The 11918-nt window shown below is 73.8% G+C and carries 10 protein-coding genes; 7 read left to right on the forward strand and 3 right to left on the reverse strand.

Going from position 1 to position 11918, the window contains the following annotated elements; all coding sequences use genetic code 11:
• The first annotated feature begins 410 nt into the window (after nt 1–410).
• Genes LG395_RS15800 through LG395_RS15820 form a run of 5 tightly spaced genes read left to right on the forward strand, consistent with a single transcriptional unit; the run spans nt 411 to nt 4839 of the window.
• Nucleotides 411–1304 (forward strand): STAS domain-containing protein, encoded by an 894-nt coding sequence (locus LG395_RS15800; RefSeq protein ID WP_171150353.1) that lies wholly within the window; start codon nt 411–413, stop codon nt 1302–1304.
• A complete protein-coding gene (locus LG395_RS15805) occupies nt 1301–1681 on the forward strand; it encodes an STAS domain-containing protein (protein WP_171150354.1) in 381 nt (126 codons plus the stop codon). Before LG395_RS15800 ends, LG395_RS15805 begins: the two co-directional genes overlap by 4 nt.
• Nucleotides 1681–2127: an ATP-binding protein gene (locus LG395_RS15810; RefSeq protein WP_171150355.1), complete on the forward strand. Its 447-nt coding sequence runs from the start codon at nt 1681–1683 to the stop codon at nt 2125–2127. The genes LG395_RS15805 and LG395_RS15810 overlap by 1 nt, the downstream gene beginning before the upstream one ends.
• A complete protein-coding gene (locus tag LG395_RS15815) occupies nt 2124–3188 on the forward strand; it encodes a SpoIIE family protein phosphatase (RefSeq protein ID WP_225810171.1) in 1065 nt (354 codons plus the stop codon). The genes LG395_RS15810 and LG395_RS15815 overlap by 4 nt, the downstream gene beginning before the upstream one ends.
• Nucleotides 3172–4839: a PP2C family protein-serine/threonine phosphatase gene (locus LG395_RS15820; RefSeq protein WP_225810172.1), complete on the forward strand. Its 1668-nt coding sequence runs from the start codon at nt 3172–3174 to the stop codon at nt 4837–4839. Before LG395_RS15815 ends, LG395_RS15820 begins: the two co-directional genes overlap by 17 nt.
• A 78-nt stretch (nt 4840–4917) precedes the next feature.
• On the opposite strand, the gene LG395_RS15825 is transcribed toward LG395_RS15820, so the two are convergent.
• Both LG395_RS15825 and LG395_RS15830 read right to left on the reverse strand, forming a co-directional pair.
• Nucleotides 4918–7200, reverse strand: coding sequence for a catalase (locus tag LG395_RS15825; protein ID WP_225810173.1), 2283 nt, complete (start codon nt 7198–7200; stop codon nt 4918–4920).
• 455 nt (nt 7201–7655) lie between these two features.
• Nucleotides 7656–9119: an aminotransferase class I/II-fold pyridoxal phosphate-dependent enzyme gene (locus tag LG395_RS15830; protein ID WP_225810174.1), complete on the reverse strand. Its 1464-nt coding sequence runs from the start codon at nt 9117–9119 to the stop codon at nt 7656–7658.
• A 141-nt stretch (nt 9120–9260) separates the two neighbouring features.
• Here LG395_RS15830 and LG395_RS15835 point away from each other — a divergent pair, with 141 nt between their 5' ends.
• The gene (locus LG395_RS15835; protein ID WP_171150360.1) at nt 9261–10427 is read left to right on the forward strand and encodes an amidohydrolase; all 1167 of its coding nucleotides are present in this window, start codon (nt 9261–9263) and stop codon (nt 10425–10427) included.
• Between the two features lie 54 nt (nt 10428–10481).
• Here the strand turns inward: LG395_RS15835 and LG395_RS15840 are convergent, their stop codons facing one another.
• Entirely contained in the window at nt 10482–10832 is a 351-nt protein-coding gene (locus LG395_RS15840) for an ANTAR domain-containing protein (protein ID WP_225810175.1), read from the reverse strand.
• Nucleotides 10833–10964: 132 nt separating this feature from the next.
• Between LG395_RS15840 and LG395_RS15845 the strand changes: the two genes are divergently transcribed.
• Nucleotides 10965–11909 (forward strand): AraC family transcriptional regulator, encoded by a 945-nt coding sequence (locus tag LG395_RS15845; RefSeq protein WP_225810176.1) that lies wholly within the window; start codon nt 10965–10967, stop codon nt 11907–11909.
• Nucleotides 11910–11918: the final 9 nt, after the last annotated feature.

The following is an 11918-nucleotide window of genomic DNA, read 5'->3' on the forward strand; positions in this document are numbered from 1 at the left end:
CCGACCGGTGGACGGCACCACGACACGACGGCCCGTGGCCGGGGCGAGGAGCCGTGCCGCGGGACGGCGGCGTACGGCCGTCCCGTCCGTCCGGCGTGCCCGTCCCCCGGGCGCCCCGGCCTCCCCAACCCGGACCGTGCCCGGTGCTCCCGCCGTACTCCCGGCCCCGTGGCCACGGCCGGCGCCACCCCGCGCCTGGGTCGTCCGGCCGGTCCCGCGGCCCCGGACCACCGGCCGGCGGCGCGGTCGGCGAGGTCCGCGCGGTATTCCCGGTCAAACGACCCTGACCTGCGGAAAGTTGCCGGGACCAGGTTTGGCCCGCTCGGACGGCGGGGGCTACGGTGGGCGGTCGGCAATGATCGGTACGGGGAGCCGGCCGACCGGCGGACCTGGCTGTGCGAGAGGAGAGGATGAGAGTGCCCGAGCAGGACGCGGCCGAATCGGCCCCGCAGGTGGTGAGTGCCTTCCTGGAACGGCGCAAGGAGCAGATCGCCCAGCGCTGGGCCGACGCCCCCCTGTTCCGCTCGGTCTTCACCGTCTCCCGCGACGAGGCGGTCGAGGCGTGCAAGGCCGTCGTGGACGCGCTGTCCGACGTGGCGGTCAGCGGACGGCTGGAGAACATCACGGCGCCCGGTTTCACGCCGGTGCGTGACCAGTTGGGGCGGATGAGCCAGACCCGGACCCGCACCGGATCCACCCCGGCCCAGATCGCCGACGAGGTGGCCGGTCTGCGCGTCCCCGTGGTCGATCTGCTGCGCGAGGAGTTCACCGACCCCACCACCGCGCAGGCGCAGGAGTGCGTGATGGCGCTGACGCTGCTGCTCGGCACGCTGCGCCTGGTGGTGATGGAGACGGCCCTGGACGCGAACGCCGAGCTGATCGAGCGGCAGCGCCAGCAGTTGCTCGAAGTGGCCACCCCCGTGATCAAGTTGTGGGAGGGCACGGTCGCCGTACCCCTGATCGGGACACTGGACAGCGCGCGCAGCCAGGTCGTGATGGAGTCGCTGCTGGAGGCCATCGTCGACCAGCGCGCCCGGTACGCCATCCTGGACATCACCGGCGTGCCGACGGTCGACTCCCTCGTCGCGCAGCACCTGATGAAGACGGTGGCCGCGGCACGCCTGATGGGCGCGGAGTGCATCGTGTCCGGGATCCGCCCGGCGATCGCGCAGACCATCGTGCAGCTCGGCATCGACCTGGGCTCGGTGCTCACCCGGGCCTCCCTGTCCGACGCGCTGGCCTACGCACTGGGCAAGCAGGGCATCGAGGTGTCCCGCGCGGACACGGGTGCGAGCGCCCGGTGAACCAGCCCGTCCCCGCCCAGCCGTCCCAGGTCCCGGTGCTCGCCCTGGGCGACGTGCTGCTGGTCTCGTTGCAGGGCGAGCTGCACGACGGCATGGCCGAACAGTTGCAGCACGACATCACCAACCGCATCGCCACCAGCCGGGTGACCGGTGTGGTCCTCGACATCTCCGGTGTGGACATCGTCGACTCGTTCCTCGGCCGGGTCCTCGCGGAGATCGCCTCCACGGCCGCCCTGCTGGCGGCCCGCACGGTCCTGGCCGGAATGCGGCCCGCCGTGGCGATCACGCTGGTCGAGCTGGGGCTCACCCTGCCCGGCCTGGTCACCGCCCTGGACGTCGACCGTGCCATGGAACTGCTCTCACAGAGGGGGAGCTGATGCAGTCGTCCGGCCAGGCTTCCGCGACGAGCCTGCCCATCGGCTCGGACGCGGATCTGGCCTGGGTCCGGCAGCAGGTGCGGCAGTGCGCGGCGCAGCTCGGCTTCGGTCTGGTGCAGCAGACCAAGCTGGTCACGGCGGCGAGCGAGCTGGCCCGCAACACGCTGGTGCACGGCGGCGGCGGGCGGGCGGAGATCACGCCGCTGGACAACGGCCGCAGCCGAGGTCTGCGCATGAGTTTCATCGACAACGGTCCGGGCATCCGCGACATGGAACTGGCCATGACCGACGGGTACACCACCGGCGGCGGCCTCGGACTCGGGCTGAGCGGAGCGAAGCGGCTGGTGCACGAGTTCAGTGTGGACACCGAGCCCGGGCGCGGCACGACCGTCACCGCCGTCGCCTGGGTGGCCCAGGTGCCCGCGTCACGGCCGGGGGTGGGATGAGCCGGGTGTGGGAGATCCCGGTGCACGACTCCACGCGGGTCCGGGACGCCCGGATAGCGGCCCGTGAGGCGTGCGGACAGGCGGGCCTGGCCGCCGCGCGCACGGCGGCAGCGGAGCTGGTCGCCACCGAGCTGGCGACCAACCTGCTCAAACACGCCGGTGGCGGCAGCATGGTGGTCAACCTGGTGGCGGCGCCCGCCGGCGGCGGGGAGACCGGATCGGTGCAGCTGTTCTCGCTCGACAACGGTCCGGGCATCGCCGACGTCGGCGCGGCACGCCGGGACGGCTGGTCCACCGCCGCCGGCTCGCTCGGCGCGGGTCTCGGCAGCTGTCAGCGCAGCGCCAACGCCTTCCACCTGTACAGCCTTCCGGGCCACGGAACGGTCGCGGCGGCGCGGATCGATCCCGAGCCGGTCAGACGCGGGGCAGCGCCGGCACCGGTGCCGGCGGGCGGGATCACCACCGCCCTCGCGCAGGCCGAGCAGTGCGGTGACGCGTGGACCTGGGCGCGTTCCGGGAGCCTGGTGACGCTGCTGCTCGCGGACGGTCTGGGGCACGGCCCGAAGGCCGCGCACGCCTCCACCGCGGCCGTGGCGGAGCTGCACCGCGCCGCCCATCTGCCGCCGGCCGAGATCCTGCGCCGGCTGCACACCGTGCTGCGGCCGACCCGGGGTGCGGCGGTCACGGTGGCCCAGGTGGACCCGGACCGGGCGGAACTCAGCTTCGCGGGCGTCGGAAACGTCGGTGCCCGGCTGCGCACGGGGGATTCCTGGACGTCCCTCGTCTCCCATCCGGGGATCGTCGGCGCGTACTTCCCGGCGCACGTGCCCGTGCGCCGGGTGCCGTGGCACGGGGACAGCCTGCTCGTCCTGCACAGTGACGGGCTGCCCAGCCGGTGGCGGCCGCCGCGGGACCCGCGGCTGCTCTCCCACGACCCGTCGGTGGTGGCCGCGGCCATCCTGCGCGACGCGGGCAGCCCGGCCCGCCCCGCACGCGACGACACCAGTGTGGCCGTACTGGCCCCCGACCGCCGGACCAGCGCCCATGACAGCCGCCTCTGACAACTGGACCATCGCCCGCGCCGCCGACGCGGCCCGCGCCCGCGCCCTGCTGGCGCGGCTCACCGCGGACGCCGGGGTGCCCACGCTCGAGCGCGCCCGCTTCCTCAGCGCGCTCGGCACCCGGCTGCGCCACGCCGTCGACGCCGGGGGCGCGGACCTGGCCGTGAGCGCCGAGGCGGGCGGGAAGCTGCGGGTCGCCCTGGACGGGCCGGAGCCGTGGCGGCACACCCTCGTCTGCTCCACCCCCCTGACCGGCCCGCTGCCCGGCCTGGACGACACCTCGCTGGCCGACGCCGTGCTGGGCGCCGACGAGGACACCGCCGCCCTGCTGGCGCACCTGGCGGAGACGGAGGAGCTGCTGCGGTTCCACCGGGAGGAACTGCACCAGACCAACCAGGGCGTGCTGGCGCTGCACGCCGAGCTGGAGGCGGCGGCGCTGGCGCAGCGCGAACTCCTCGACGCCGAGCGGACGGCGCGCGCGGAGGCGGAGAAGGCCCGCCGTCTGCTGACCTTCCTGGCCAACGCGAGCGCCGTGCTGAACGCCTCCCTGGATCACGAGGACATCCTGCGCCGGCTGCCCGAGCTGCTGGTCCCGGAGTACGCGCGGCACGTCGACGTCTGGTTCGCGGACGACGAGCACGTCCCGCCGGCCGAGCGGGCGGCCGCCACGGTGACGGCGGCGCGCACCGGCCGTCCGCAGCACGCGGGCCCTCATCCCGGTGACCTCCCCGGAGTGGACGACCTGCCGGCGTCCGCGCTCTGTCCGCAGCAGCCGCTGCTGTGCCTGCCGCTCGGCGCGCGCACCGTGCAGGGGGTGCTGACGCTGGCGGCGCCCGGCGAGCGCTTCGACCCGGACACCACCGTGATGCTGCTGGAACTGGCCCGGCGGGCGGGCATCGCCCTGGACAACGCCCGCCAGTACGAACAGCACCGGGACGTGGCCGAGGCCCTGCAACGGGCGCAGCTGACCGAGCTGCCCACCACCGCGGGTCTGGAGCTGGCCGCGCGCTACCTGCCGGCGACGCACGGTCTGAACATCGGCGGCGACTGGTACGACGCCTTCCCGCAGCCGGACGGCAGCGTGCTGGCGGTGATAGGGGACGTCACGGGGCACGGGCTGCGCGCGGCGGTGATCATGGGCCAGTTGCGGACCGCGCTGCGCGCCTACGCCGTCGAGGGGAACGGCCCGGGGCGCATCCTCACCCTGCTGCACCGGATGCTCCGCCATCAGCAGCCGGAGCTGTACGCGACCTGCGCCATCGCCCGGTTCACGCCTGGGGAGCCCGGGGTGGTGTGGGCGGCGGCCGGGCATCCGCCGGCCATCGCGCGCGGCCCCGACGGCGAGGTACGGGTGCTGGAGGGCAGACCGGGGATCATGCTGGGGATTCCGATGGCGTTCTCGTACGAGGAGCACACCCTGGAGCTTCCGGTGGGCTCGACGCTCGCGCTGTACACGGACGGTCTGGTGGAGCGGCGGTCGGCGGGGATCGACGCGGGCATCGACCGCCTCGCCGAGGCCATGGGGGCGCTCGGCCGGTCCGACCTGGCGGATCTGGACGGCGCGGCCGACGCGTTGCTGAAGCCGATGCTGCACGACTCCGAACACGACGACGACATCTGCCTGTTGCTGTGCCGCACCACGCTGGAGTGAGCGGCCCCGCGCCGCCTCCCCTCGGCGGGGAGCCGGCGCGGGGCCGTGGCTCGTACGGCGGACAGCCGGCCGGGGCCGTCAGGCGGCGGACGGGAAGCGTTCCCAGACCCGGTGGGCGCCGAGCAGCTGGATGAGCTGCTGGAGCGCGGCGCCGGCGGTGTCGTCGGCGACGACCCCGGGTGCCTCCAGCGGGATGCCGGCCGCCTCCAGGGCGCTCTCCCCGCCCTTGGCGGCGCCGATGGCCTTGCCGTGCCGGAAGGCCTCCGCCAGCAGCAGCCCCACCCGCGGGTCGGGGGTGCCCGCCCGGCCGTTGGGGTGACCGGCCTTGGCGTCGCGGGCGCCGTAGGCGTCGGCGCCCACGCCGGGGGTGCCCGCCACCAGCAGGGCGTCGAACTCCACGGAACGCGCGGTGGCGTAGGTCCGCTGCACGGTCACGGCGTCCTCGCCGTCGCCGAGGGTGCCGCCGGCCGGCGCGACGATCAGCGGGACCATGCCGCCGTCCAGCACCTCCTGGCGTACCGCCCGTACGCCGTCCAGGTCGCCGTCGGGGCCGGTGACGATGCCGATGATCCGGCCGTCGGTGGGCCAGGTGTGCCCGACCTGGGAGAGGGCGGGGCTGGGCTCGACGTCGGCGAGCGGCACCGTCGGCGCGGGGGCGGGCAGGCCGAGGCCGGCGGCGACGCCCTCGCACAGCTCCGGGTCGATGTTGGCCAGGACCTCCAGGGCCCGTTCCCTGATGGCCTGTTCGTAGCACTTGCCGAGTTCGAAGGTGTAGGCGCCGATGATGTGCTCGCGCTCCACCGGGCTCATGCTCAGCCAGAACCTGCGGGGCTGGCTGAAGTGGTCCTGGAACGACTCGGGCGCCTCGCGGACCTTGGTCGCCTCGGGGACGCGGACGGGGGTCTCGACGTAGGCGCCTTCGAGGCCCTTGCCGGGGGTGAAGGGGCAGCCGCCGTCGAGGGAGTTGGGGCGGTAGGGGGCCACGCCCCGGTGGACGGCCGTCTGGTGGAAGCCGTCGCGCAGCATGTCGTTGACGGGCGAGTGCGGCCGGTTGATCGGGATCTGCGGGAAGTTGGGGCCGCCGAGCCGGGTGATCTGGGTGTCCAGGTAGGAGAAGAGACGGCCGGCGAGCAGCGGGTCGTCGGTGATGTCGATGCCGGGGACGAGGTGGCCGACGTGGAAGGCGACCTGCTCGGTCTCGGCGAAGAAGTTCGACGGGTTGCGGTTGAGGGTGAGCAGCCCGATCGGCTGTACGGGGGCCAGTTCCTCGGGGACGATGTTCGTCGGGTCCAGCAGGTCGATGCCCTCGAAGGTCTGGTCGGGGGTGTCGGGGAAGGTCTGGATCCCGAACTCCCACTCGGGGTAGGCGCCCGCCTCGATGGCGTCGTAGAGGTCGCGGCGGTGGAAGTCGGGGTCGACGCCGTTGATGATCTGGGCCTCCTCCCACACCAGGGAGTGCACGCCCAGCTTCGGCTTCCAGTGGAACTTCACCAGGGTCGTCTCCCCGGCCGCGTTGACCAGGCGGAAGGTGTGGACGCCGAAGCCCTCCATCGTGCGGTACGAGCGCGGGATGCCCCGGTCGGACATGTTCCACAGCGTGTGGTGGGTGGCCTCGGTGTGCAGGGTGACGAAGTCCCAGAAGGTGTCGTGGGCGCTCTGCGCCTGCGGGATCTCCCGGTCCGGGTGCGGCTTGCCTGCGTGGATGACGTCCGGGAACTTGATGGCGTCCTGGATGAAGAACACCGGGATGTTGTTGCCGACGAGGTCGAAGACGCCCTCGCTGGTGTAGAACTTCGTGGCGAAGCCGCGGGTGTCGCGGACGGTGTCGGAGGAGCCGCGGGAGCCGAGCACGGTGGAGAAGCGGACGAACACCGGTGTCTCGACGTCCTCGGCGAGGAAGGCCGCCTTGGTCACGTTGGCGGCGGTGCCGTAGCTGCGGAAGACGCCGTGCACCCCGGCGCCGCGGGCGTGGACCACGCGCTCGGGGATGCGCTCGTGGTCGAAGTGCATGACCTTCTCGCGCAGGTGGTGGTCCTGGAGGAGCACCGGTCCGCGGGGGCCCGCCTTGAGGGAGTGGTCGGTGTCGTAGAGCCGGGTGCCCTGGGCGTTGGTCAGGTAGCTGCCGCTCTGCGCCATCCGCGCCTGGTCGGCGCCGGTCGGCTGGCCGGTCGGCGAGACGGTGGCCGGGCCGCTCTGGTCGGGCTTGGGCGGGTACGGCTCATGGGGGTCGGTGGGCTCCGCGACCGGCGGCGACTTGGGTGCCGGCTTGCCGGGGATGCCGTCCTCGGGGCCCGCCGGCCCGCCCTGCAGGGCGTCCGCCACCTTGTCCGCCGCTCGCTTCAGGGGGTTCGTCTCGCTCATCAGTTCTGATTCCTTCGCTGGTCACGGGGGCGGGCCCGGCAGGGGCTGGGTGCGTGCCCCGGCGCGGCTGCCCGCGCCGGGTCACGGCGGCATCGGAGCCGTACCGGGCGAATGTCGATGGGAAGGGGGTGTGACAGGGCTCGTACCGAGGTCCCCGGGCCGGGACGTCCGAAACCGGGAATCACGGGGATTTCCGGTCGGGGTGAAGTCGGGCCGTCTCCTGTCGTGTTGCCGGGCGCGGGAGGCCCGCCGGACGCCCTGGTCCGGACCCGGGGACCACCGGCAGGGCCAAGTGCCCCCTGCGGAGGACGTGTTGGTCAGCAGGGCCGGCTTCTTGACCCGGGGCAGGCGGCCACCCGGCGGCCGCCCGCACAGGCCACCCTAGGCGCTGACCCGGCCGGGCGCAGTTCGGGACGCGCGTGGGCGCCCGGCTCGGAGCAGGCCACGGCCGCCGGTCACGGACGCGCGACGACCCGCAGGGTCTCCAGGGAGGAGTCCGCCGCGTCCGGGATGAGGAAGCCGTGGGCGACACCGCTGCGCAGGTAGTCGAGGACGGCCGCGGTGATCACCTCGCCCGGCGCCACGACCGGCACGCCCGGCGGGTACGGGCTGATCGTCTCGGCGGCGATCCGGCCCACGGCCCGCTCGGCGGGCACCTGCTCCGCGGGGCCGAAGAAGGCGTCGCGGGGCAGCACCGCCTGCTCCGCTTCCAGGACGCCGGGCTCGGGCAGGTGCACCGCGGGCCGTCGCTCGATGGAGTCGGCGCGTTCCACCAGGGAGCGCACGGACTCCACGAGCAGCTTCTCGGTCTCCTCGTCGTCGGCGTGGGTGATGGAGGCGCTGATCCGGCAGGTGTCGGAGCCGCCCACGTCGATGTGGCAGTTGGCGCGCAGCCACTCGGCCGCCTGCATGCCGCTGATACCGAGGTCGCGGACGTCGACGACGATCTTCAGGGGGTCGAACTCGGCGGCCAGGTCCTCCTCGACCACCTCGCCGCCCATCACCTTCAGTCCCGGCAGCTCACGCAGCCGGGCCCGGACGCGCTCGGCCCGGTGCAGCGCCGCGTCCAGGAGGTCATGCCCCTGTTCGACCATCTGCCGCCGCCAGCCGTCGAGGGCCGCGTAGATCAGGGTGGAGGCGCTGGTGGTGCCGAGCAGGTCCTCGCGCTGTTTGAGCACGGTGGGCGAGACCCGGTCGTGCTGGAGGTGGAAGACGGAACTCTGCTCGATCGCGCCGCCCATCTTGTGCACGCTGGTGACGACCAGGTCGGCGTCCGCGTTCATGCCCCAGACGGGCAGACCGTCGTGGAAGGGCAGGTGGGCGCCCCACGCCTCGTCGACGATGAGCGGGACGTCGGAGGCGTGGCAGGCATCGGCCACCGCCCGCACATCGGCGCAGGTGCCCCAGTCGGTGGGCGTGATCAGCAGCATGCCCTTGGCGTCGGGGTGCTCACGCAGCCCGTTGCGCACGTCGTCGGCCTCGGGCGGATGGGCCATGTGCCGTTCGGCGTCGAACTTGGGGTGGACCCAGACCGGCTCCACGCCGTTGATGATCACCGCCGCGATGACCGACTTGTGGGCGTTGCGGGACACCAGGAGCTTCTCCCCCGGTCCGGCGACCGAGCACATCGAGGTCCGCACGGACAGGGAGCTGCCGCAGGTGGAGAAGAACGCCTGCTCGGCGCCGACCGCGTCCGCCATCAGCTCCTGGGCCTGCTCCAGCACGCCCTGGGACTGGCGGCGGTCGTCCAGGCCGTTGAGGCTGAGCACGTCGGAGCGGAAGACGTCCATGCCGAGGATCTCGGCGACCCGGGGATCGGTGCCGCGGCCCTGCTTGTGCCCGGGGGGCCCGTACGCCACGTCCCCTCGCCGCCGGAACTCCTGCAGAGCCTCCAGGACGGGTACGCGTGAGTGGTCCATGGCTGTCCTCCTGAGCTGGTCGGTGCCGCATCCACCGTGTTGCACCGGCCGCGCCGCCCAAACACGCGGCCGGTGTCGGACGGCCGTTCGGTGGAACCCGGCCCCGGCACGGAGCACGCCCGCCGAACCCCAGGAGGTCTCGTGTCGCTGTACCAGCGGATCCGGGAGGAGACCGCCCGCCGCGCGGACGCGCTGTGGACCGTGGCGACCGCCCTGCACGCGGACCCGGAGACAGCGTTCCGCGAGCACCGCGCGGCGAAGCTGCTCACCGGCGAACTGGAGCGCGCGGGGTTCGAGGTGCGGCGGGAGGCCGCGGGCCTGCCGACCGCGTTCACGGCCCGCGCGGGCGAGGGCCGTCCGGTGGTGGCCTTCCCCCTGGAGTACGACGCGCTGCCCGGGCTCGGGCACGCCTGCGGGCACAATCTGATCGCGGCGGCGGGCCTCGGCGCGGCCCTGGTCACGGAGGCCGTGCGGGACGGCACCGCGGGCACCGTCCTCGCGGTGGGCACGCCGGCCGAGGAGGGCGGTGGCGGCAAGGCCCTGGAGGTGGAGGCCGGGGTGTTCGACGGAGTGGACGCCGCCCTGATGTTCCACCCGGGGGTGTACGACTGGGTGCGGGCGCCGCTGACCGCGCAGGAGCAGTACCGGGTCGGCTTCCGGGGCCGGGCCGCGCACCCGACGGGCAACCCGACGGAGGGCATCGACGCGCTCGCCGCGCTGATCGAGCTGTTCAACGTGCTGTCCGCGCTCGGGCGCAGGCTGCCGGAGGGCTCCCATGTCCAGGGGATCGTCACCGAGGGCGGTACGGCCACCAACATCGTCCCGGAGTACGCCGAGGGCCGCTTCGGGCTGCGCGCGGTCACGACGGCGGCCCTGGACGAGCTGGCGCAACAGCTGCGCACCGCCGCCGAGGGGGTGGCGCTGGCCACCGGCACGGCCGTCACGGTGGAACGCGCGAGCGTGCGCTACGAGCACTTCCGGGACAGCTCGGTGCTGTCCGAGCGGTTCGCCGGGCACCTGGACCGCGCCGGGATCGCGCTCACCGCGCCCACGCCCGGCGTCTACCTGGGCTCCTCCGACATCGGCAACGTCAGCGGCCGGGTGCCGGCCATCCACCCGTTCGTCGCGATCATGGGCGCCGACGGCTCCGACCACACGCCCGAGTTCGCCGAGGCCGCGGCCTCGGAGCGGGCCCGCCGGGTGCTGACGGCGGTGGTGGAGGCGCTGGCCTGTACGGCGGTGGACATCCTGGGGGACGCGGACCTGCGCGGCCGCGCGTGGGCGGACCTGCACCTGACGGCGGACTGACGGCCCGGGGTCCGCCGGCCCCCAACACCGCCCGTCGGGCTGCCGTCCGGACGGTCAGCCGGGCAGGCCGCTGCTGACCTCGCGTCCGTCCTGCCGTCCGGCGGCCTTCGCCCGGCCGCGCACGTCGTCCACGGCGGCGGACAGGGCCCGGCGGATCACCTCGGGCAGCCGGCGCCGCGTCGGCCACTCCACCAGGCAGCGCGCGACCTCCCGCAGCTTGATGTTGGTGTGCTGCGAGATGTGCCGCAGGACGTCCCAGCCCTGCTCCGGACGCAGTCCGCCCACGGTGATGACCACGCCGATCGCCTGGTCTACCAGGGCATGCGAGCCGAGGGCATGACGCAGTTGCTCCACCTCCTCCTGAAGGGCCTTCAGCTGGTCCGTTCGCTCGTCGGGTCCGATCATGTGCCTCACACTCCGCAGCCCGGGCGCCACGCGCCAGCCGTCAGGCGAACAACAGGGCAAGAGGCCGTACAGAAAACGAAAAATCGCTGGTCGGTGGGCCGTGGAAGCGGATTTCGGGGGCAGCAGCTGGGCATGGACAGCCTCAGCTTCGACAGCCACGACCTGGGCGAGACGGAGGACTTCCTCAGCCGGGCCTACGCCAGGATGCGTATCGCCAGCGGGACGCCCGGCTCGACCCGTGCCCAGATCCACCGCGCCGGCATCCCCGCGGTGAGCGTCGACGAACTCGCGCTGGACTTCGAGATGTCCTACTCGGTGTCACCGCTGGGCCGGATCTGCCTGTGCGTCGTGCACGAGGGAACCGTGCGGGACCACGGCTTCCGGGGTGTCGAGGACGCCTTCGGCCCGGGGGACGCGGTGCTGTTCGCGCCGCCGGACCTGCCGTACCAGGGCCGCATCTGCAACGCCCGGTACAACATCACCATGCTGGATCCCGCGCTGCTCGCCCAGGTGGCCGGGGACGGCTCGGAACCGGTACGGCTGACCGGGCACCGGCCGCGCTCGGCCGCCGCGGCACGCCACCTCACCCGTACGATCGCCCATCTGCGCGACGACGTGCTGTCCGACGCCGAGATCGCGGACCAGCCGCTGATCGCCGCCACGGCCGCCCAGCACCTGGCGGCGAGCGTCCTGGCCGCGTTCCCCAACACGGCCATGGACGAGCCCGCCGCCCACGGCACCGACGCGCACCCGGCGGTGCTGCGCCGCGCGCTCGCCTACATCGACGACCACGCGGACCGGCCCGTCACGGTCGCGGACATCGCCGCCGCGGCCCATGTGACGGTACGGGGGCTGCAGTACGCCTTCCGCCGCCATCTGGACACCACTCCGCTGGCCCAGCTGCGCCGGGTGCGGCTCGCGCACGCCCATCACGAACTGGTGGCCGCCGATCCCGGCAGCGGCGTCACGGTGACGGAGATCGCGGCCCGGTGGGGTTTCCACCACCCGGGCCGCTTCGCCTCCCTCTACCGGGGCACCTACCGCAGGGCCCCGCACGAGACCCTGGCCGGCGGCTGACGGCGGCCG

The sequence above is a fragment of the Streptomyces spinosus genome, assembly GCF_020400655.1.
Taxonomy (GTDB): Bacteria; Actinomycetota; Actinomycetes; order Streptomycetales; family Streptomycetaceae; genus Streptomyces; species Streptomyces argyrophylli.

What these genes read in the sequence shown, in the direction of transcription:
- LG395_RS15800 (WP_171150353.1), top strand. Translation starts at nt 411, where the DNA reads ATGAGAGTGCCCGAGCAGGACGCGGCCGAATCGGCCCCGCAGGTGGTG.
- LG395_RS15810 (WP_171150355.1), top strand. Translation starts at nt 1,681, where the DNA reads ATGCAGTCGTCCGGCCAGGCTTCCGCGACGAGCCTGCCCATCGGCTCG.
- LG395_RS15815 (WP_225810171.1), top strand. Translation starts at nt 2,124, where the DNA reads ATGAGCCGGGTGTGGGAGATCCCGGTGCACGACTCCACGCGGGTCCGG.
- LG395_RS15820 (WP_225810172.1), top strand. Translation starts at nt 3,172, where the DNA reads ATGACAGCCGCCTCTGACAACTGGACCATCGCCCGCGCCGCCGACGCG.
- LG395_RS15825 (WP_225810173.1), bottom strand. Translation starts at nt 7,200, where the DNA reads ATGAGCGAGACGAACCCCCTGAAGCGAGCGGCGGACAAGGTGGCGGAC.
- LG395_RS15830 (WP_225810174.1), bottom strand. Translation starts at nt 9,119, where the DNA reads ATGGACCACTCACGCGTACCCGTCCTGGAGGCTCTGCAGGAGTTCCGG.
- LG395_RS15840 (WP_225810175.1), bottom strand. Translation starts at nt 10,832, where the DNA reads ATGATCGGACCCGACGAGCGAACGGACCAGCTGAAGGCCCTTCAGGAG.
- LG395_RS15845 (WP_225810176.1), top strand. Translation starts at nt 10,965, where the DNA reads ATGGACAGCCTCAGCTTCGACAGCCACGACCTGGGCGAGACGGAGGAC.